Origin of the sequence: Pseudidiomarina planktonica (assembly GCF_900177775.1) — a bacterium.
Classification (GTDB): domain Bacteria; phylum Pseudomonadota; class Gammaproteobacteria; order Enterobacterales; family Alteromonadaceae; genus Pseudidiomarina; species Pseudidiomarina planktonica.
Genome location: NZ_FXWH01000001.1, coordinates 1,685,138 through 1,704,181, shown reverse-complemented (window position 1 = coordinate 1,704,181; position 19,044 = coordinate 1,685,138). Strand labels below are relative to the sequence as shown.

20 protein-coding genes are annotated in these 19,044 nt (G+C 48.2%); 13 read left to right on the top strand and 7 right to left on the bottom strand.

All coding sequences use genetic code 11. From position 1 onward, the window contains the following. Positions 1 to 2: 2 nt before the first annotated feature. From ffh to tyrA, 7 genes are all read left to right on the top strand, one after another. Complete coding sequence (gene ffh / locus CCE91_RS08040) at positions 3 to 1,388, top strand: signal recognition particle protein (protein ID WP_086434664.1); 1,386 nt, start codon at positions 3 to 5, stop codon at positions 1,386 to 1,388. 131 nt (positions 1,389 to 1,519) lie between these two features. Continuing rightward, the gene (rpsP, locus tag CCE91_RS08035; protein ID WP_086434663.1) at positions 1,520 to 1,768 is read left to right on the top strand and encodes a 30S ribosomal protein S16; all 249 of its coding nucleotides are present in this window, start codon (positions 1,520 to 1,522) and stop codon (positions 1,766 to 1,768) included. Positions 1,769 to 1,794: 26 nt separating this feature from the next. Beyond that, the gene (gene rimM, locus CCE91_RS08030; RefSeq protein WP_086434662.1) at positions 1,795 to 2,325 is read left to right on the top strand and encodes a ribosome maturation factor RimM; all 531 of its coding nucleotides are present in this window, start codon (positions 1,795 to 1,797) and stop codon (positions 2,323 to 2,325) included. Further along, positions 2,325 to 3,098 (top strand): tRNA (guanosine(37)-N1)-methyltransferase TrmD, encoded by a 774-nt coding sequence (trmD, locus tag CCE91_RS08025; RefSeq protein WP_086434661.1) that lies wholly within the window; start codon positions 2,325 to 2,327, stop codon positions 3,096 to 3,098. Before rimM ends, trmD begins: the two co-directional genes overlap by 1 nt. 21 nt (positions 3,099 to 3,119) lie before the next feature. Next, complete coding sequence (rplS, locus tag CCE91_RS08020) at positions 3,120 to 3,479, top strand: 50S ribosomal protein L19 (protein WP_086434660.1); 360 nt, start codon at positions 3,120 to 3,122, stop codon at positions 3,477 to 3,479. A 102-nt stretch (positions 3,480 to 3,581) separates the two neighbouring features. Beyond that, complete coding sequence (locus CCE91_RS08015; RefSeq protein WP_086434659.1) at positions 3,582 to 4,190, top strand: DNA-J related domain-containing protein; 609 nt, start codon at positions 3,582 to 3,584, stop codon at positions 4,188 to 4,190. Further along, complete coding sequence (tyrA, locus tag CCE91_RS08010) at positions 4,187 to 5,326, top strand: bifunctional chorismate mutase/prephenate dehydrogenase (RefSeq protein WP_086434658.1); 1,140 nt, start codon at positions 4,187 to 4,189, stop codon at positions 5,324 to 5,326. Before CCE91_RS08015 ends, tyrA begins: the two co-directional genes overlap by 4 nt. A 13-nt stretch (positions 5,327 to 5,339) precedes the next feature. On the opposite strand, the gene CCE91_RS08005 is transcribed toward tyrA, so the two are convergent. After that, entirely contained in the window at positions 5,340 to 5,693 is a 354-nt protein-coding gene (locus CCE91_RS08005) for a response regulator (RefSeq protein WP_086434657.1), read from the bottom strand. 88 nt (positions 5,694 to 5,781) lie between these two features. Here CCE91_RS08005 and CCE91_RS08000 point away from each other — a divergent pair, with 88 nt between their 5' ends. Then, on the top strand, positions 5,782 to 6,420 hold the full coding sequence (locus tag CCE91_RS08000; protein WP_234996286.1) for a cytochrome b/b6 domain-containing protein: 639 nt from the start codon (positions 5,782 to 5,784) through the stop codon (positions 6,418 to 6,420). Between the two features lie 43 nt (positions 6,421 to 6,463). On the opposite strand, the gene CCE91_RS07995 is transcribed toward CCE91_RS08000, so the two are convergent. Next, entirely contained in the window at positions 6,464 to 6,940 is a 477-nt protein-coding gene (locus tag CCE91_RS07995; protein WP_198677968.1) for a c-type cytochrome, read from the bottom strand. A 182-nt stretch (positions 6,941 to 7,122) separates the two neighbouring features. On the opposite strand from CCE91_RS07995, the gene CCE91_RS07990 reads away from it, so the two are divergent. Both CCE91_RS07990 and CCE91_RS07985 read left to right on the top strand, forming a co-directional pair. Next, complete coding sequence (locus CCE91_RS07990; protein ID WP_086434656.1) at positions 7,123 to 10,215, top strand: amidohydrolase family protein; 3,093 nt, start codon at positions 7,123 to 7,125, stop codon at positions 10,213 to 10,215. Further along, positions 10,215 to 11,501: an amidohydrolase family protein gene (locus tag CCE91_RS07985; protein WP_086434655.1), complete on the top strand. Its 1,287-nt coding sequence runs from the start codon at positions 10,215 to 10,217 to the stop codon at positions 11,499 to 11,501. Before CCE91_RS07990 ends, CCE91_RS07985 begins: the two co-directional genes overlap by 1 nt. A 102-nt stretch (positions 11,502 to 11,603) precedes the next feature. Here CCE91_RS07985 and CCE91_RS07980 read toward each other — a convergent pair whose 3' ends face one another. After that, on the bottom strand, positions 11,604 to 12,401 hold the full coding sequence (locus tag CCE91_RS07980; RefSeq protein ID WP_086434654.1) for a response regulator: 798 nt from the start codon (positions 12,399 to 12,401) through the stop codon (positions 11,604 to 11,606). A 113-nt stretch (positions 12,402 to 12,514) separates the two neighbouring features. On the opposite strand from CCE91_RS07980, the gene CCE91_RS07975 reads away from it, so the two are divergent. Together CCE91_RS07975 and CCE91_RS07970 are read left to right on the top strand one after the other, a co-directional pair. After that, positions 12,515 to 12,820, top strand: coding sequence for an STAS domain-containing protein (locus CCE91_RS07975; protein WP_086434653.1), 306 nt, complete (start codon positions 12,515 to 12,517; stop codon positions 12,818 to 12,820). Positions 12,821 to 12,831: 11 nt separating this feature from the next. Then, positions 12,832 to 14,481: an ATP-binding SpoIIE family protein phosphatase gene (locus tag CCE91_RS07970; RefSeq protein WP_159454939.1), complete on the top strand. Its 1,650-nt coding sequence runs from the start codon at positions 12,832 to 12,834 to the stop codon at positions 14,479 to 14,481. A gap of 7 nt (positions 14,482 to 14,488) precedes the next feature. On the opposite strand, the gene yciH is transcribed toward CCE91_RS07970, so the two are convergent. The 4 genes from yciH to CCE91_RS07950 all read right to left on the bottom strand — a co-directional run bounded on the left by yciH (position 14,489) and on the right by CCE91_RS07950 (position 17,968). Beyond that, positions 14,489 to 14,824, bottom strand: coding sequence for a stress response translation initiation inhibitor YciH (gene yciH, locus CCE91_RS07965; RefSeq protein WP_086434651.1), 336 nt, complete (start codon positions 14,822 to 14,824; stop codon positions 14,489 to 14,491). 3 nt (positions 14,825 to 14,827) lie between these two features. Beyond that, positions 14,828 to 15,583: a hypothetical protein gene (locus CCE91_RS07960; RefSeq protein ID WP_086434650.1), complete on the bottom strand. Its 756-nt coding sequence runs from the start codon at positions 15,581 to 15,583 to the stop codon at positions 14,828 to 14,830. 86 nt (positions 15,584 to 15,669) lie between these two features. Then, positions 15,670 to 16,356, bottom strand: a complete 687-nt coding sequence (locus tag CCE91_RS07955) for a sensor histidine kinase (protein WP_086434649.1) — start codon at positions 16,354 to 16,356, stop codon at positions 15,670 to 15,672. Further along, entirely contained in the window at positions 16,349 to 17,968 is a 1,620-nt protein-coding gene (locus CCE91_RS07950; RefSeq protein WP_086434648.1) for a tetratricopeptide repeat protein, read from the bottom strand. The genes CCE91_RS07955 and CCE91_RS07950 overlap by 8 nt, the downstream gene beginning before the upstream one ends. 93 nt (positions 17,969 to 18,061) lie before the next feature. Between CCE91_RS07950 and cysB the strand changes: the two genes are divergently transcribed. Further along, entirely contained in the window at positions 18,062 to 19,039 is a 978-nt protein-coding gene (gene cysB / locus CCE91_RS07945) for an HTH-type transcriptional regulator CysB (protein WP_086434647.1), read from the top strand. Positions 19,040 to 19,044 lie beyond the last annotated feature (5 nt).

Here is a 19,044-nt window from a genome sequence, read left to right as displayed (position 1 = left end):
TCATGTTTGAGAATTTATCAGAACGTTTATCGCAATCGTTAAAGGCCATTGGTGGTCGCGGTCGCTTAACTGAAGACAATATTAAAGACACTTTGCGTGAAGTGCGTATGGCATTACTGGAGGCCGATGTTGCCTTGCCGGTAGTGAAGACGTTTATGGCGCGGGTGAAAGAGCGTGCGCTTGGTGCCGAGGTAAATAAAAGCCTGACACCTGGGCAAGTGTTTATAAAAATAGTGCAAAGCGAACTTGAAGCGGCCATGGGTGAAGCCAATCAGCCGCTAAAGCTGAACGTGCAGCCGCCTGCAGTTATTCTGATGGCGGGTTTGCAAGGTGCGGGTAAAACCACCAGCGTTGGTAAATTAGCGCGGCATCTGCGCGAAAAGCATAAAAAGAAAGTGCTGGTAGTAAGTGCTGACGTGTATCGTCCAGCGGCTATTAAGCAGTTGGAAACCTTGGCTGCGGAAGTTGAGGTTGAATTCTTTCCATCCAGCACCGACGAAAAGCCAGTGGCGATTGCGAACGCCGCCATTGCTCATGCGAAAAAGAAGTTTATTGATGTTGTACTAGTGGATACCGCTGGTCGACAAGCAATTGATGAGGCCATGATGGCCGAAATCAAAGCTCTACACGAAGCTATTAATCCGGTCGAAACGCTGTTTGTGGTAGACGCCATGACTGGTCAGGACGCCGCCAATACGGCCAAAGCCTTTAGTGAGGCACTGCCATTAACCGGTGTGATTCTGACCAAGACCGATGGTGATGCGCGTGGTGGTGCGGCGTTATCAATTCGCCACATTACCGGCCAACCGATTAAATTCCTGGGTGTGGGTGAAAAGAACGACGCACTGGAGCCGTTTCATCCGGAGCGAGTCGCCTCACGCATTCTGGGAATGGGTGACGTGCTGTCACTGATTGACGATCTGGAACAGAAAGTCGATAAAGAAAAAGCCGAGAAAGTGGCTCGTAAAGTCATGAAAGAAGGCAAGTTTGATCTTGCTGACTTTCGTGACCAATTAGCCCAGATGCGTGATATGGGCGGTATGATGGGCTTAATGGATAAGCTGCCGGGCATGGGTAACATGAAAGAGCAGGTGAAAGGTCAAATGGATGACCGCACCACGTTACGCATGGAAGCTATCATTAACTCCATGACTCCGCGTGAGCGCCAGTTTCCAGATTTGATTAAGGGTTCGCGTAAGCGTCGTATTGCCGCTGGGTCAGGTACTCAGGTGCAAGACGTGAACAAGCTTCTGAAACAGTTTTTGCAAATGCAAAAAATGATGAAGAAGATGAAAGGTGGTGGCATGGCAAAAATGATGCGAGCCATGGGCGGAATGGGTGGCGGTATGGGTGGTAAATTGCCACCAGGAATGTTTCCCAAACGCTAGTAGGAAATAATTGGTGCAAGCCTTACAAAGCTTGCATTTACGTGAAAAATACGTAGAATTAGCGCGCTCTCCGGCATAGGTCGGAGGTATTTTTATTTACTTAACATAACTAAACTGTATCGAGGAACGTAATGGTAACCATTCGTTTACAACGTGGTGGCGCTAAAAAACGCCCATTCTACCAAATGGTAGTGACCGATAGTCGCAATGCCCGCGACGGTCGTTTCATTGAAAATGTCGGCTTTTTTAACCCAGTCGCACGTGGCAATGAAGAAAAAGTACGCATCGACTTAGGTCGTGTTGATCACTGGTTAGGCCACGGCGCAGCATTGTCTGAGCGCGTAGCTAAATTAGTAAAAGACGCGCGTAGCGCAGCGTAACTAACCAATAACGGTAGAAGTAACCTATGACAGAATCCACCGATAAAGTCGTTTTAGGTCGCGTAGGCGCGGTTTACGGCGTTAAAGGTTGGTTAAAGGTGCAATCTTATACCGATGTTGATGAAGATATTTTCGCTTACAGCCCCTGGCTGTTAGCAAAGCAAGGTAAGTGGCAACCGGTACAAGTCGCTGAATGGCGGCGGCACAACAAAGGATTGATTGTGCGGTTTGAGGCAATAACCGATCGGGATATGGCGCAGCTATACACCGGTATGGAAATTGGCATACAACCAGACCAATTGCCCGCACTTGCTGAAGATGAATTTTACTGGCGCGATCTGATTGGCATGACTGTGGTTAACACCGACGGTTATGACATGGGGAAAGTTGACCAGTTGATGGCCACCGCATCGAATGATGTGATGGTGGTGAAAGCAAATAGTAATGATGCGTTTGGTCGCTCTGAGCGATTAATACCATTTATTCAAAGCCAGTATGTACAGGCGGTGGATAAAGCGGAGAAACGCATTGTTGTGGACTGGCCGTCGGATTTTTAATGGCTGCGAAACTACAGGTAGGGGTAATTACCCTGTTTCCTGAAATGTTTAGTGCAGTTACCGACAGTGGTGTAACAGGACGAGCAGTACGGGATGGCTTAATTAATATTAGCCTGACCAATCCGCGCGACTTTACCCACGATCGCCATCGTACTGTAGATGACCGACCTTATGGCGGTGGTCCAGGTATGTTGATGATGGTACAGCCGCTCACTGATGCAATTGCTGCTGTGAAACAACAGCTTGGCGAGCGCAGTAAAGTGATTTATTTGTCACCACAGGGCCGCAAGCTTGATCATGCCGGTGCACGCGAGTTAGCCGGACATGAAAAGTTAATACTGATTGCCGGTCGCTATGAAGGCATTGATGAGCGAGTTATTACTCAGCATGTTGATGAAGAATGGTCGATTGGGGATTACGTGTTAAGTGGTGGGGAACTACCAGCAATGGTGTTGATTGATGCTGTTGCCAGATTAGTTCCAGGTGTTTTAGGGCATCAGGATTCAGCCAGTGAAGATTCTTTTGCAGAAGGTTTACTGGATTGTCCGCACTACACACGGCCAGAAGTATTAGATGGTGAGGCGGTTCCCTCAGTGTTGCTGAGTGGTAATCATGAAAATATACGCCGGTGGCGGTTGCAACAGGCTCTAGGTAGAACCTGGCTGCGACGTCCCGAATTGTTAAATGACCTAGCTCTGACTGACGAGCAGGAAGCACTACTCAAAGCGTTCCAGCAGGAACATGAGGCTTCCGGCACTAAATCGGGCAGTTAACTCTAGGAAAGTGAGGCTAACATGGCAAAAGTAAGTCAAAATTTGATCAAAGCGATCGAAGACGAGCAAATGAAGAAAGATCTTCCGGATTACAACCCGGGCGATACAGTTATTGTTAACGTTAAAGTAAAAGAAGGTAACCGTGAGCGTGTTCAGGCATTTGAAGGCGTGGTTATCGCTAAACGTAACCGTGGTCTGCATTCAGCATTCACAGTACGTAAAGTGTCAAACGGCGAAGGTGTTGAGCGTAGCTTCCAGGCGCACAGCCCAATCATTGACAGCGTTGTCGTGAAACGTCGTGGTGCGGTTCGCCGTGCGAAACTGTACTACTTGCGTGAGCGTTCAGGTAAATCTGCACGTATCCGCGAAAAGTTGGCATAAGCAACTCGTTCGCACGAGTTCAAAAGCTAACAACAGGGCTCACTTCGGTGAGCCCTTTTTTTTGTGATTTTTTCTTGGCAAGGCTTCTGGCATGATAGAACAATGAAACATGACTTTTTAAACCAACTTGATAGTGCTCTGGAAACCGAGCTATTAAGCGAAACCGAACCTATGCGCGAGCACGAGCTGATTCAGCGACTGCAGGGCGCCCCCTATGAATTGTTCGACGAGCAGGCATTGTCCGGCTCGCTACAGTTATTCCAAACGCATTTTATTTTGTTTAATGCGTTGTACCGGTTGCGCGAGAAATGGCGCCGGGAAAAACTGTTTGAGCTTAGTATTCATACCCTGGCGATTGTGAAGAAGCCCTATGAGGAGTATGAGGAAGCCTTGGTGGCCAAAGATGTATTGGCCGATTATTACCTCAACTGGGAACATTTCGAGTCTACTCGTGCCAATGACGTTGATGATTTGCTGAATAGTTTCTGGAATCGCGTACAAGGGATTCGCCAGCCGCCGGCGCGAGCTGAACTTGATAAAGCCATGCAGGTGATGGAAGTAGAAGAGTCAGAGGTTACCGACAAGGGCAATTTAAAACGCCGTTATCGGCAGCTATTGCATCGCCATCACCCAGACAAAGGTGGTTCTAAGCAACAAGTACAAGAAGTGAAGTGGGCCTACACAATTTTACAATCGCAGGTATCTGAATGAACAATGACAAGCAGCAATCTGCAGAAGAGCTGCAACAACTACGTCAGCAAATAGATGCTGCCGATGCAGATTTGGTTGCACTGTTGGCGCGCCGCCGCCAGCTTACCAGCGCTATTGGCGCGGTTAAAAAGAAGCTTGGTGAGCCTTTGTATGTGCCCGGGCGGGAAGTCGCCTTAATTCAGGCCAGACGCCAGCAAGCCGAAGAACAGGGTGTTGCCCCCGACTTAGTTGAAGATGTACTGCGACGAATCATTCGTGAGTCGTACCGTTCGCAACAAGACCACAGTAGTCAGACTCAGGGTGATGCGTCCCGGCCGATTCTGGTAGTCGGTGGTGGTGGTCAGCTAGGTAGCTTATTCGTAAGGCTATTTCGCGCTAGCGGCTATCAGGTGATCGTGGTGGAATCAGACAGCTGGGCTGCTGCTGCCGATTACTGGCAACACGCTCAGTTAGTGTTGGTGAGTGTACCCATTCAGGTGACCACCGAGGTAATTAAGCAGCTACCAGAGCTGCCACAGGACTGTATTCTGGCCGATCTCACCAGTATTAAAGACAAGCCGTTAACGGCCATGTGCGAACAGCACTCAGGGCCAGTGGTTGGCTTACACCCGATGTTCGGGCCGACCATTAAGAATCTGGCGAAACAGTTAATTGTGGTGTGTGAAGGGCGCTCCGTTGAGCACTGCCAATGGTTGCTGTCGCAATTGGAAAACTGGGGCGCACAGTTGCATCAGGTTAGCGCGCCGGCGCACGATAAGAGCATGGCTTTTGTGCAGGTGCTACGCCACTTTAGTACCTTTGTTTATGGTGAGCATTTGGCGGCCGAACAGGCCACTATTGATGAGTTGTTGAGTTTGAGCTCACCTATTTACCGGCTTGAATTAATGATGGTTGGCCGGCTGTTCGCGCAAAATGCTGACTTGTATGCGGACATCATTTTAGCTTCACCTGAGAACTTTGCCATGATTCGTCGCTATTTGCAGCGATTTGATGCGATTTTATCGGAGTTAGAACAAGGCAATCGAGATGCTTTTATAACCAGATTTGCCGCTTTACGCGAGTTCTTTGGTGGCCATGCTGAGCAATTCTTGCGGGAAAGCCAGCAACTGCTGCAAGCTGCTGACGATTTACGTTAACGAGTTAAGCAGCTTACAGCCAGCGCTTGAGTAATTCTTCTAAAGCATCAGGTGCAATCGGCTTATGAATGGTGGCCACCATACCAGCGTCGCGGCAGGCACTAAGTTCAGTTGCGCTTTGATGTCCGGTTACCGCCACTAAAGGTGCGGTGTAATTTGCATCTTGTAGTTTAGCTGCAACCTGAGCGCCGGTTAAACCGGGCATTTCGTAATCCAATAAAACTAAATCAAAGTTCTGGCTTAAGGCTTTTTCCAGAGCTTCGTCGCCAGTTTTAGCGGTAGTTACTTCAATACCTTCACGGGCTACCATGGTTTGCAGCACTTCCAGACTAATAAAATCGTCGTCTGCAATTAATACTTTCGCCATTACTAAGTTTCCTAGCTAAGATAAAACCACTCTAGCAAAATGCCTCGCTAAGGCATAGTGATTTGCAGCACTGAATTCGGAGGTCTAAGTGGCATCAACGCGCATTAAAATCTGGGACAGTTTCATTCGCATTTATCACTGGCTAATGGTGGTTCTTATACCGGCTTTGTGGTGGACGGCGGAAGAAGGATACATGGAACGGCACCAACAATTAGCGGTGCTCTTGGGCAGCTTGTTGATCACTCGTATTGGCTGGGGTATTTGGGGCAGTGAGTCGGCAAGATTCAGTCAGTTTGTTCGACATCCGCAACACGCATTCCAACATTTTCGCGAGTTGCGGCACGGCCAGTATCAGCCCGGGCGTACGCATAATCCGGCCGGCGGTTGGTTCGTTTTAGTGCTGCTGTTGTTGGTATTAATGCAATTTAGTAGTGGCTTGTTTGCCAGCGACGACATTTTCTTTGATGGTCCGCTGCACGCTTTGGTTGCTGCAGATACCGGCGATTTAATTACCGATCTGCATAAGCTGAATTTTAACTTTATTTTAGCGGCGGTTGGTTTACACGTGTTAGCGATTTTGGTGTACCGCTGGCGGGGAGTTAAATTACTAGAGGCGATGCTGCATGGTTACGTTGAGAGCCATAAACCGGCACCAGAACTGCGCCACGGTATTATCGCTTTAATTGTAGCTGTGGTGTTAACCGGCGCGTTGTGGTGGCTGTTATAGGGTGGCTGTTCGTAACAGCCACCTCAATTATCAATAGTCACTATTAATCACGATAGTCGTCGTGACAGCCTTTGCAGGTACGAGCAACGTCTTTCAGTGCGTCACCTGAGCTGTCCAGACTGCGATTGGCACTTACTGCAAGCAACTTATCAGCGCCGGTTTGCAGATCATTGGCGCGCTCCTGGAAGTCATCCCAGTTGTCCCAAATAGCGGGCAGGGCGTCGGTGTCTTCACCTGGCATCGCACCTTCCACAGTGAAACCAGCCCACGGAATTCCTGCTAATTTGGCAAAATCATTTGCCCGTTGCTGAAAAATATCAGGATCGTATTCGATATCGCCTTTCACCATATCGCCCATTACAGCAAAGTTTGCGTGCATCAGTGACAGGGCGTCTTTACGGTATTCAACCGCTTCTTTTGCGTCGGTAAATGGACTGTCTGCAATTGCTGTCGACATCAACGCGCCGCAGCTACCCAGAATAGCTAATGCAGCAAGATAACCCTTTCGCAATTTTTTCATAGTAGTATCCCTTGTTGTTTTGCTTTTCACCGTTACCAAACAGCCTTTCATCGGTTCGTGCATTGTAAATTTACTCACGAACAGTTTATGGTGAAGCTGTTAAGATCGATCAGTAATCCGCTATTACCATAGTACGAAGCTAGGTAAAACGCATATTTATTATAATAATCAGGGGGAAGTTGATGAACCGGAGTAACCATCTGACCGGTGTTAGTCTGGCGGTTCTTGCAGCACTTGGTTTGGCTCAAACAGCAATGGCTGACCAAACCACTACAGTGCAGGGAATCCATGACAAGACACCAAGCCTGGTTGCGTTTCAGAACGCAACCATAGTGCTGGAACCAGGTAAGCAGTTAACTAATGCAACACTGGTTATTGAAAACGGCAAAGTTCGGGCATTGAACCGCAACAACGAAGCCCCCGCCGGTGCGAGGTTAGTGGATGCCAGCGGGCACACTATTTATCCCGGCTTTATTGATGCTTATGCGAGCTATGGTGTTCCTGCACCAGAAGAAAGAAGCTCGGGCGGTTTTCGCAGCTCACCACCGATTTACTCAAATGAACGTGAAGGTGGTAATGCAGGTAATGCTGCCATTCACTCTGAGCGCGATTGGATTGATTCGTTTAAACCAGATGCCAGCGCTGCGAAAGACTTTATCTCGCACGGCTTCACTGCTGTTCAAACCGCACGCTTGGATGGTATTTTCCAAGGCCAGGCAGCTACGGTTTCACTGGCTGATAAGCTTCCGAACGATGTGGTTTATAACCCGAAAGCACGTCATTTTGGTTCTTTCGATAAAGGCAGTTCACAGCAGCAATACCCGTCGTCTTTGATGGGCAGCATTGCCTTGGTTCGCCAAACGCTTGCTGATGCCAACTGGTATGAAGAAGCTTATGGCAAGCAAGCGGTAACCGGGCCGGTTGAATACAACGCGGCTTTGGCTGAACTAACCGATATTGAAAACACCGGTATGGTGTTTGCGATTGACGATGAGCTGTCACTGTTACGTGCGAACGAAGTATTAAGTGATTTCTCAGTACCACGTGTATTTATTGGTTCAGGCTTTGAATACGCTCGTTTGGACGCGGTGAAAAATACCGGTTCCAAACTTATTCTGCCATTAGACTTTCCGGCTGCACCAGAAGTTGGCAGCGTTGATGGTCATTTGGATGTGCAGTTAAGTAACCTTCGCCATTGGGAGCGTGCTCCGGGTAATGCCGCGGCATTGGCTTCAGCTGGGGTTGATTTTGCCTTTACTCTGGCGCAGTTAGAAAAGAAAGAAGATTTCTGGCCAAACCTGCGTAAAGCGGTGGCACATGGTCTTGATAAAGACAAAGCGCTAGCGGCGTTAACGACGGTACCAGCGCAAATTAGTGGTGTTGATAACAAGGCGGGACGTCTTGCTCAGGGCTACATGGCTGACTTTGTTATTGCCAACGGCGATTTGTTTAATGATGGCGAGATTGTGTCAGTGTGGCTGCAGGGTGAAGAAGTTGAGCTGCAACCAATGCATCCTGCGGACTTTGCCGGATCTTATAGCTTAAATGTTGCTAATCAAGATGTTGAGCTGGAACTTAAGCCGGGCAAAAACTTGCAAGGTACGCTGAGCGTTGCCGATGCAGAGAGTAAATTGCATCACGCCAGTCACAACGAAGACACGGTCGAGTTTGTGGTTGACGCAACCATTGCTGATTTAGCTGGCAGCTGGCGTATGAAGTTACGTCAAGTGAGTGAAGACAGCTTATCTGGTATGGCAGTAGCACCTGACGGACGCGAGTTGATGATTACCGCAACGCGCACCGAAGCTGTTACAGCTGAGAGCAAGGAACCTGCGCGAGCGGATTCTTATATCAGTAAGTTAACCTATCCGAATGTTGCTTACGGCCGCACTGAGCTGCCAGCACGTCAAAACGTGCATATTAAAAATGCGACTGTTTGGACAGCAGATGAAGAAGGCACTTTAGAAAATGCCGACATTCTGATTCGTAACGGTGAGTTTGTGGAAGTCGGCAGTGGGTTATCAACGCCGTCTGGTTATACCGTCATTGATGCCGAAGGTAAGCACGTTACTCCGGGTATTATTGATGAACACTCACACATCGCGATTTCGCAAGGTGTTAACGAAGGTTCTGAAGCCATTGTTGCTGAAGTTCATATCGGCGACGTAGTGAACCCGGACGATATTCATATTTATCGCTCGTTGGCCGGTGGTACTACCATGGCCCAGTTACTACACGGTTCAGCCAACCCGGCTGGTGGTAAAGGACAAGTGATTAAGCTTCGTTGGGGCGCTGATGCTGACCTGATGAAATTTGATGCGGCGCCGGCCACCATCAAGTTTGCTTTGGGTGAAAACGTGAAGCAAAGCAACTGGGGTTCTGACTATGTAGTTCGCTACCCGCAATCACGTTTGGGTGTTGAAACCATTCTACGTGACGGCTTCCAGGCAGCGCTTGAGTACGGGCGTCAGTTGGATGACTACAACGATCTGAGTCGTTCAGAACGTCAGCGCACTGCGGCACCGCGTCCTGACTATCGCTTGGAAAGCATGCTGGAAATACTTCGCAGCGAACGTTTTGTTCACGCGCACTCGTATGTTCAGTCAGAAATTCTGATGCTACTTAAGCTAGCCGAAGAGTTTGATTTTACCCTGACCACCTTTACGCACATTCTGGAAGGCTACAAAGTAGCAACTGAAATGGCGAAACACGGCGCTGGTGCTTCTACCTTCGCTGACTGGTGGGGATTCAAGTTCGAGGTATATGATGCGATTCCTTACAACGCCTGTTTAATGGCGAAAAAAGGTGTGCTTACCAGCATTAACTCGGACAGTAATGATCTGCAGCGCCGCTTAAATACTGAAGCAGCTAAATCAGTGCGTTACTGCGGTATGTCCGAAGAAGAAGCAATCAAAATGATTACTCTGAATCCAGCGAAACAGCTGAAAGTAGACCAGTATGTGGGCAGCATTAAGCCCGGTAAACAGGCTGACTTTGTGATTTGGAATGATCATCCGTTGAGTGCTTATGCTCGAGCAGAACAAACCTGGATCAACGCACGTAAATACTTCGATCGCGAAGAAGATTTAGCGATGCGTGCTGCGCTTGATACTGAGAAGCAAGCCTTGATTCAAAAAGTACTGAACGCTGGCGAAAGCGCGCGTGACGGTGCAACCAATGGTTATAAACAACAACAGCCGACCTGGCACTGTGAAGATCAGCATGATGTTTGGCTGGATCAGTTTACGGCACATACCCATGGAGGACAGCACTAATGAAATCGATTGTAACTCTTGCTGCTGCGACTTTAGTTAGTGGTGCCGTGCTGGCCCATGACATGGTTCCCGGTGAACCACAGAAGCAGCCAATACTGATTAAAGATGCGACCGTTCACACTATTACTCAGGGTGTGTTGAGCGATACTGATTTGGTTTTTACTGATGGCCGTATTACCGCTATCGGCACTGACCTGACCACCCCGGATAACGCCCGTGTGATTGATGCAACGGGTAAACATGTGTATCCGGGGCTAGTAGCGCTGGACACCACCTTAGGGTTGGTGGAAATTGGTGCCGTTCGCGCCTCCGATGACCAGGAAGAAGTTGGTGCTATTCACCCGGAAGTGAGTGGGCACATTGCCTACAATCCGGACTCTGAAGTAACACCAACCATTCGCTTCAACGGTATTACTCATGCGCAAATCGTTCCTCAGGGCGATTTAATCATGGGTCAGTCGAGCTTGCTGCAAACCGACGGCTGGACCTGGGAAGATGCCCAGGAAAAGCTCAATGTTGGCGTGCATGTAAACTGGCCACGAGCGTCTGTTATCGACACCTGGTGGGAGCGTCGTAGCCCGGCCGAGCAACGCAAAGCTAACGCGGAAGCGTTGAAACTGTTGGAACGCGCTATTACCGATGCCAAAGCTTATTATGACGGTAAGCAGGCCGGTACCTTACGTGGTAAAGACATTCGTTGGGAAGCTATGACTGGCTTATTCGATGGGTCGAAAAAGCTGTTTGTGCATGCTGACGACAAACGCCAGATGGAACAAGCGCTGGAATTGCGCCGTGAGTATGGTTTCGACATGGTGTTAGTAGGTGCGCGGGACTCTTGGCGTATGGCTGACAAGCTAGCTGCCGAAGGTGTTCCGGTAGTTTTTGGTGCGCCTTATGGGTTACCAGCTCGAAACGACGAGGCTTATGACCAGGCTTTCACTACGCCAGCAACACTTGCAGCCGCCGGTGTTGAGTTTGCTATTGCTTACCCTGGTTTCTGGGATATTCGTAACCTGGCTTTCGCCGCAGGTAACGCTGTTGCTTACGGTTTAGATAAAGACCAGGCGTTAGCAGCAATTACTTATAATGCAGCGAAAATTCTGGGTGTTGAAGAGTCAATTGGTTCACTTGAAGTGGGCAAAAAGGCATCTTTAATCATCTCAGAAGGCGATGTAATGGACCACTTAGGCCAGGACATTGTGCACATGTTTATTGATGGCAGTGAGGTTGATTTAAATAACCGCCACCGTCAGCTGTATAACAAGTACCAGCAAAAACCTGAGTAATAGTACTTACACACTAGTACTTACACGAAAAAGCCGGGCATTTGCCCGGCTTTTTTATTTCCATCATTCGCTATTCTTTACCGTTCAACAATCCAGTGCTACTTACTGATCCAGCAAACGGGCTAATAAGTTGCGTAGCGTGGCTGGCTCAAACGGCTTGTCGGTTAAGGCATCAACACCGCTTTGCTTAATATTTGCTAATTGCGGCGAACTGGCACGCGCGGTAACCATTAGAATTGGAATGTGTGAAAGCCCTGGCGTTTGTCGAATAAACTCAGCTAATTCACGACCATTCATGTGTGGCATATGGAAATCGGTAACCACCAAATCAAAGGTCTGCTGTTGCAGAATCTCCATAGCTTGCTGACCGTTCTCGGCTTCACTAAAGTTATCTATACCTAAATCCGCAAGAATACGCTTCAGAAAATGTCTGGAAGTGACACTGTCATCCACCAGTAATACCGATAAATCTTCCGGGTCAAAGTTCTGCAGGCGCAGGGCGGTGGGTTCAATCAGGTCTATAGATGCATTCACTGCGCGTTGTAATTGAACCGAAGTGAAGGGTTTAGGCAAAATAGCAATAATGCCGGCCTGCTTAAACTCTTCGAGCTGGTCGTCGCGGTATTCACTGGACACCAACATAAAGCCGATATCTTCAGCCAAGCCTTGTTCGTGTATATAATGCAGCAAATCGTGCGCGGTTCCGTCTTCAAAATACATAGCGCTTGCAATAATGTCGGGCTGCAAAGTTTTAATTTTTTGTTGCGCTTCAGAAATGCATGCCGCACCATCTACATTAGTGATGCCAGCTTCAGCCAAGTGGCGCTTAATCACTTTTCGTTGAACTTCTGAAGGTTCAATAAGTAAGATTGATAAATCGGCAGCTTGAACGTCTGGCATGTCAGGTTCCTTTGGCTTGAATCTGACTTAGGTTAGGTGATTTATTCAGTAAACACAATGACCTGGTCTGTATTTGCCAGGCACTCTACTAATACTTTGGAACTGGGATTCAAATGAGCTTACATAGACAATTTTCGAATGACGGCAAACAATTAATTATTACTATTAAAGGCAAATTCGATTTTAGTCTGGTGCAGGAGTTTCGGCAGGCCTACGCTGAAATCAATGAACAGCAGCCAACAGTGGTAATAGATCTTCGCGAGACTGAGTATTTAGATAGCTCGGCTTTGGGTATGTTACTTAATATGCGTAAGTCACTGGGCGATCGAGTGAAAGAAATTCAACTGGTGAACTGTCGCCCTGAAATTAGACGTATTCTTGATATTTCCAGATTCGATAAAATGTTTGTTATTGCCTGATGTCCGTGGCTATGCGAGTTCTTATTGTTGATGATCAGCCGGCAAACCGTTTATTATTGGCGAGTTTGCTGAATGATTTTGGGTACGACGTGGTGCTCGCTGCCGATGGTCATGACGCCCTGAATAACTTTTCTGAGTGGGCACCGGATATTGTTTTGCTGGACATTATGATGCCCGGCATTACCGGCTATGAACTAGCTCCTAAGCTAAAAGAACTAGCCGGAACTGTACACCTACCTATCATCTTTATTACCGCATTGGATGAACAGGAATCGCTGCTACGTTGCCTGAGTGTTGGCGGTGACGACTTCTTACCGGTACCCTTTGAGCCAGTCGTACTGCAAGCCAAGTTAAGAGCCCATCAGCGGGTGCGCGAGCTCAGTCAGAGTGTGCACGAAAAGAATAGATCTCTGGCGTGGCATTCAGCTCGAATAGACCGCGAACATCGAATCGTTGAGCATATATTTCGCAATGCGCTGAGCCGTAATTATTTGGACTATGAGCATATCGAAACCCACTTAATACCGGCCAGTATGTTCAGTGGCGACCTCTGCCTAGTCGCGGCAGGGCCACTGGGAAATTTATATGTGTTGCTGGGCGATTTTACCGGGCACGGGCTGGCTCCGGCAACGGGCGCGTTGCCTTTGTCACAGGCATTTTTCACCATGGCCGATCGGGGCGTGTCAGTGGCCGAAATGGTGACTGAATTTAATCAACGCTTGTTGCAGTTACTGCCTGACGACATGTTTTGTGCAGCTATTATGTTGGAAATATCCGCCTCGGGTGAGCGCTTAACCTATTGGAATGGGGGCATGCCCACAGCCTTTTTAATCAACGACGATGGTGAAATCTGCGAGCGCTTACCAGCACAGCATATGGCGTTAGGTATTTTACCCGGTGATGACTTCGATAGTCGGGTTACTACCCATAACTGCCATAGTCAGCAGCGTATTGTGCTGCACTCCGATGGCGTTACGGAGTTACGCAATCAGCAACAACAGATTTTCGGCGAGCAGCGGTTTGAAGATTTACTCACCAGTCAGGGGCGCATAAAGCTGTCACAAGTGGTGGCGGAGCTGGAGGCTTTTCGTGGTAATAAGGAACTGGAAGATGACGTATCACTGGCCATTTTGCGTTGTAAGCCAACCGCAGTTAAGCATGAGCCTGCGGTGGCAGAAGCCGGGGTTAGACTACCGTTTGAACTGAAAGTAACTATTGGTGTGCATGAAATGAAGCATGCTGAGCCAGTCACTATATTAATGAGTTCATTGAGTCAGCTACCGGCATTAAAAAGCCAGCGCGGCACCATATTTATGTTGCTTTCGGAAGCATACAATAACGCGCTCGAGCATGGTTTATTAGGCTTAGACTCAGGCTTGAAAGACGACCCGCAAGGTTTTGAAACCTATTATCAGCAACGTACTAGCCGGTTGGATGATTTAACCGATGGCCAGATAACTATTAAGTTGAAGTTTGATCCCACTGAGCGATTGGTTCAGGTGAAAGTATCTGATTCTGGTGCGGGCGTGAGTACTCTATCCCAGAAAGATATGCAGGAAGAGCGGCCGCATGGGCGTGGTTTAGCGTTACTATCAGGGTTAACTGAAAACCTGGAATGGCTGGACAATGGTCGTACGGTACAATTTGATTTCAGGCTGTAGCGGGAGTTTAACCGCCCGCTAGCTTAACCTTGAATTTCTGCTGCTCAAGCCAGGCTTTGACCACGTCACGTTGGTCGCCCTGCAACTCAATGGTAAAATTTTTAACCGCGCCACCAACGCCGCAGATGCGTTTCAATTGCTTGGCTAACTGTTTAAGTTCTGCTTCGTTTTTTTCGATACCAGTAATGATGGTTACGCCTTTGCCTTTACGACCTTTGGTTTGCCGGGTTATGCGCACCACACCATCACCTACAGGCGGTGCGGGCTCTTCTTTGGAGGGTTCAATTCGGCCAGCGTCAGTGCTGTAAACCAACTGACTAAGCTGGTCGCTTAAGTTCGACATAACTTACCATTTGCGTTTAGGTTGAAACAATTCTTCCAGTTCATCTTTCTTACGGTTACTGGCATCACGGGCATTGGTATCACGTAGCTCTTCAGTAATAGCGTCTAGATCTTCGCTTACCTGAGCTTTGCGTGAGGTAATATACTCGTCTGTAAAACTCTGGTCTTCCAGCATTTTCAGGGCTTTTTCGTAGTACTGACGTGCCGAACCCAGCATTTGCGTACGATACGCCATTTTACCGCGTCGAATTAAGCTCTCAACGCTAACTTGTACCTGAATTTTAACCAGCTTACGATCTTCCGCTAAAAACGAGGTGGTATCAATACGACCTTTGGAGTGTTCACTGCGCAAGGCGTTCCGTAATTTTTTAATGGCATTCAACATGCCTATTACTTGTTTATCGTTCTCAGGAATTTCCAACTCACCACTTACTGGTTCGTTGTCTTGATTTTCGAACGCTTTCACACGCTGCTGATACTCTTCTATGCGGTTCTTGTTTTCACTGGTTGGTGCAACCGTGAGCATGCGTTTTACGGCATCTAGTGCCCGCTTGTTCAAGGTCAAAATAAGTACCCGTCCAACGGGCAGGTTGCTGGCCGCATTAATGAGGTCTTCTGATTGGTCAAATACCAGCTTATAACGCGCAAGCTTTTGACGGCGTTCAAGCTCAGCTCGCTGTTTGTGTTGCTGAATGGCGTTTACAGCTATCGCCAGCACTACCAAAGCAACTATTAGAATAATGACGATTGTAATGATCATCGGGTGTTATCCACCGTCGTATTTATTTTTATAATATATCTCATACTAACCAACTTCGCGTCATATAGGTAGTATCCTGATTCTGATTAGGGCAGGGTCAGGCTAAATACGCTGCCACCCAGTTTACCGCCATTGCTCAAATGAATGTGGCCAGCTTTGTTGTTGCGGTGATGCTGACTTGCTATTAATTGCGCAAAGTAAATGCCCAAACCGGTGCGCGCCGCCAGTAAATCCAATTGTGCAACAGGTGCATCGGCGGCTTTTAGCATGCTGTCAGGATAGCCGGGGCCGTCGTCCTCAATATGAATGGTAACACCACCACTGTCTGCAGCCGCGCTAATAATTATAGTATCGGCCGTGTAACGTAAGGCATTAACGATAATGTCGTTCAGCAGGGCGCTGAGCAGGTCACGGTCGGCGTACATGGTTAACTCGTCATCAATGTCTATTTGAATTTGAACGCCGCGCTGCTGGGCGTACAGCTCGTGGCTGGCGACCAGGTCATCAATAAGTTCTGCCACATAATATAAATCGATATTTACCGGCAGGCTTTGTTGTTCCTGACGATAAATCGCCAGTAATTGAATCAAGCCCATATTAATACGCTGCGCTTCATAGTGCAGGCGTGATAGTTCGGCGCCGTGATGCTGATCGGCTAACTCCATGGCCAGATTTTCGATGGACTGGATTAGCAGGCATAACGAATTTTTCATATCGTGAACGCTGGACGCGAGAACGGTAGGAAAATCGATAACTCGTTCACTTTCAGACATCGGCGGTATCCTCTTGCTGACGATAGCGGATATCGTTCAGTTTAATAGTGAGTACATCAAGGTGGCCACGACGATTATCGGCCTGAGGCAAAGATTGTGCGGCTAAAATACAACGCCGGCAGCTATCAATATCGTCATCGTTGCGACCCTGCTGTTCCATTAGTTTGAGTAAGGTTTGTAATAAATTCAAGGCGATGCTGACATTATCGGGTGCAAACCGAAAGGCATCAACAAAGCGCTGTTTTGCCGCAGTTAACTGGTTCTTCTGGAACAGCGCCATACCTTCGCGATTTAAGTTCTGGCCGCGCTCAGCATCGGGCTTCACCGGATACAGCACAGTTTCGCCGCGATTTACTTGCTGATGCAGTTGCTCCGCTGCTTTAATATCAGGGTAGGCCTCATAGGTAAGTTCGGCTTCTTCCCGCAGCAGTAACTCAGGATGCAGTTGCAGACAATGCTCAATCACTTCATCAATCAAAGTACTGGCTTTGTCAGGTTGTTGCTGGGCTGCAATCATGCGTGCAAAGATTAATTGAAATGCGAGCGCAATTTGTGGCTCATCGGCAAAGTGACGTTGCTGGCGTTTCAGAACTTCCTGCAATTCATTTAAGAAACGCTTTCCTTTAACCGGGCCATGGCTTAAGAATCCGGCAAATAGGCTGCGTGCATAATTAACTAAGTCGTCGGGTCGCAGCTGCACTGCCGGGTTGGCGTCGGCAACCGCAATTAAGCGGCGGAAGCTACTGGTAAAGGTTTGCATGTCTCTCAAACGCAGCGCCAGACGACCCAGGCGGCGCAACACTTGCGTGTTGTTTTTACTGATATCGGCGGCCCGGCTTAGCGCTTCTGCGGCTTGTTGCAGTTCACCTAGTTGTTCAAGCGCTTCAGCTTTCAGCAAATAAGCGTCGGTGCAATAAGCATGTTTGCGCAGCACCAGTTCACAGCTGTCAATACAGTCTAAAAAGTTACCCAATTCCAACTGACACACGGCCCGGCCAAGATGTGCCCAGCTGTGCTCGGCATTGTTCAATACTCGCTCGTAAACTTGCAGCGCACTCGCAGCATTACCTTGACGAATAAAAGCCAGAGCCATCATGCGCAAACACTGCAATGCCAGTTTAGGAACCCGGCCAAGCTTTTCTTGCGCAAGCTTAACGGCTTGCTGATAATCAAATTTATCTAAGGCTTCTTCAATGTGACGCAAAGCTGCTTTTTTGATCATTAAATTATCAAGCTGCTGCCGTACTTGGGCTTTTTGCAGGGGTGGGTGCCAAATTTCATCCGGACTATGCAGTAGCGATGCCTTCACCATATCGGCACTGCGTTCGGCGCAACAAATAATAAAGGCACTGCGATATTTATAATGTCCTTGTTCCTGCAATTGACGTAAAAGCTGCAAACCGTCGCTGTCATTGCTAAAGTGGTAATCACAAATCACAAAGTGGGGTTGCTGGCGTAAATACAGCGCCTGCGCCGCAGTTAAATCTTTGGCGGTTTGAATTCGACGTACACCGAAGCTCTCCAGCATTTTAGTCAGCTGGAGACGAAACTCGTTAACTTCACTGACAATCAGGAAGTGTTTTTTCTGATACCATTCGTAGCGTTTGGTCATGAGTTACTTGGAATAAGCCTATATAATGTTATATATTTTTAGAATAACAGCCACAACATTACCAGCCAGCATGCGTTGGTCAAGCGAGCGGTCATGAAATTACAGCAATTGCGCTATATCGTTGAGGTATTAAACCATAACCTCAATGTTTCGGCGACTGCAGAGAACTTGTTTACTTCCCAACCTGGTATCAGTAAGCAAGTACGCATGCTTGAAGACGAATTAGGTGTGCAAATATTCGGGCGTAGCGGCAAACATTTAACCCACGTAACTCCGGCAGGGCATGAAGTTATTGGTATTGCCCAGGAAATATTGGCCAAGGTTGATGCGATTAAGTCGGTTGCAGCGGAACATACGCTGCCGGACCAAGGTAAACTGAACATTGCCACTACCCATACGCAAGCCCGCTATGCATTGCCGTCGGTGATCAAAGACTTTATGCACAAATACCCGCAGGTATCCTTACACATGCATCAGGGGTCGCCACAGCAAATTAGCGAAGCTGCGGCGAAAGGGCGGGCCGATTTTGCCATTGCCACTGAAGCACTGCATTTGTATCAAGACTTAGTGATGCTGCCCTGTTACCACTGGAATCGCTCGATTATTGTGCCGCCGGACCATCCGTTAACCAAGCTCAAGCATGAAGTAACTATTGAAGACGTGGCTGAGTTTCCAATTGTCACTTATGTGTATGGTTTTACCGGTCGCTCGGAGTTGGATCGTGCATTCAGTGCCAAGGGCTTGCAGCCACAGGTGGTATTTACTGCGACCGACGCCGACGTTATCAAAACCTACGTGCGCATGGGGTTAGGTATAGGCGTGTTGGCCACTATGGCCTATGACGAAAAACAAGATACCGATTTAGTAGCTATACCTGCAGCGCATTTGTTTGCCGCCAGCACCACCAAAATTGGTTTCCGCAAAGGTACTTTCTTACGTGGTTATATGTACGACTTTATGGAAGCCTTTGCTCCGCACCTTACCAAAGCTAGAGTTGATGAGGCCGCGGCATTAAAAACGCATGATGAAATTGAACGGATGTTTGCGGATATTAAGCTGCCCACGCAGTAATTAGC

Excerpts from the sequence above, each read along its gene's own strand:
- CCE91_RS08015 (WP_086434659.1), top strand. The coding sequence starts at position 3,582 with ATGAAACATGACTTTTTAAACCAACTTGATAGTGCTCTGGAAACCGAG.
- CCE91_RS07990 (WP_086434656.1), top strand. The coding sequence starts at position 7,123 with ATGAACCGGAGTAACCATCTGACCGGTGTTAGTCTGGCGGTTCTTGCA.
- CCE91_RS07980 (WP_086434654.1), bottom strand. The coding sequence starts at position 12,401 with ATGCCAGACGTTCAAGCTGCCGATTTATCAATCTTACTTATTGAACCT.
- CCE91_RS07950 (WP_086434648.1), bottom strand. The coding sequence starts at position 17,968 with ATGACCAAACGCTACGAATGGTATCAGAAAAAACACTTCCTGATTGTC.
- CCE91_RS07995 (WP_198677968.1), bottom strand. The coding sequence starts at position 6,940 with ATGAAAAAATTGCGAAAGGGTTATCTTGCTGCATTAGCTATTCTGGGT.
- rpsP (WP_086434663.1), top strand. The coding sequence starts at position 1,520 with ATGGTAACCATTCGTTTACAACGTGGTGGCGCTAAAAAACGCCCATTC.
- CCE91_RS07955 (WP_086434649.1), bottom strand. The coding sequence starts at position 16,356 with ATGTCTGAAAGTGAACGAGTTATCGATTTTCCTACCGTTCTCGCGTCC.
- CCE91_RS07960 (WP_086434650.1), bottom strand. The coding sequence starts at position 15,583 with ATGATCATTACAATCGTCATTATTCTAATAGTTGCTTTGGTAGTGCTG.
- CCE91_RS07970 (WP_159454939.1), top strand. The coding sequence starts at position 12,832 with ATGCGAGTTCTTATTGTTGATGATCAGCCGGCAAACCGTTTATTATTG.
- CCE91_RS07985 (WP_086434655.1), top strand. The coding sequence starts at position 10,215 with ATGAAATCGATTGTAACTCTTGCTGCTGCGACTTTAGTTAGTGGTGCC.
- rimM (WP_086434662.1), top strand. The coding sequence starts at position 1,795 with ATGACAGAATCCACCGATAAAGTCGTTTTAGGTCGCGTAGGCGCGGTT.
- ffh (WP_086434664.1), top strand. The coding sequence starts at position 3 with ATGTTTGAGAATTTATCAGAACGTTTATCGCAATCGTTAAAGGCCATT.
- CCE91_RS08005 (WP_086434657.1), bottom strand. The coding sequence starts at position 5,693 with ATGGCGAAAGTATTAATTGCAGACGACGATTTTATTAGTCTGGAAGTG.
- CCE91_RS07975 (WP_086434653.1), top strand. The coding sequence starts at position 12,515 with ATGAGCTTACATAGACAATTTTCGAATGACGGCAAACAATTAATTATT.
- trmD (WP_086434661.1), top strand. The coding sequence starts at position 2,325 with ATGGCTGCGAAACTACAGGTAGGGGTAATTACCCTGTTTCCTGAAATG.
- cysB (WP_086434647.1), top strand. The coding sequence starts at position 18,062 with ATGAAATTACAGCAATTGCGCTATATCGTTGAGGTATTAAACCATAAC.
- rplS (WP_086434660.1), top strand. The coding sequence starts at position 3,120 with ATGGCAAAAGTAAGTCAAAATTTGATCAAAGCGATCGAAGACGAGCAA.
- tyrA (WP_086434658.1), top strand. The coding sequence starts at position 4,187 with ATGAACAATGACAAGCAGCAATCTGCAGAAGAGCTGCAACAACTACGT.
- yciH (WP_086434651.1), bottom strand. The coding sequence starts at position 14,824 with ATGTCGAACTTAAGCGACCAGCTTAGTCAGTTGGTTTACAGCACTGAC.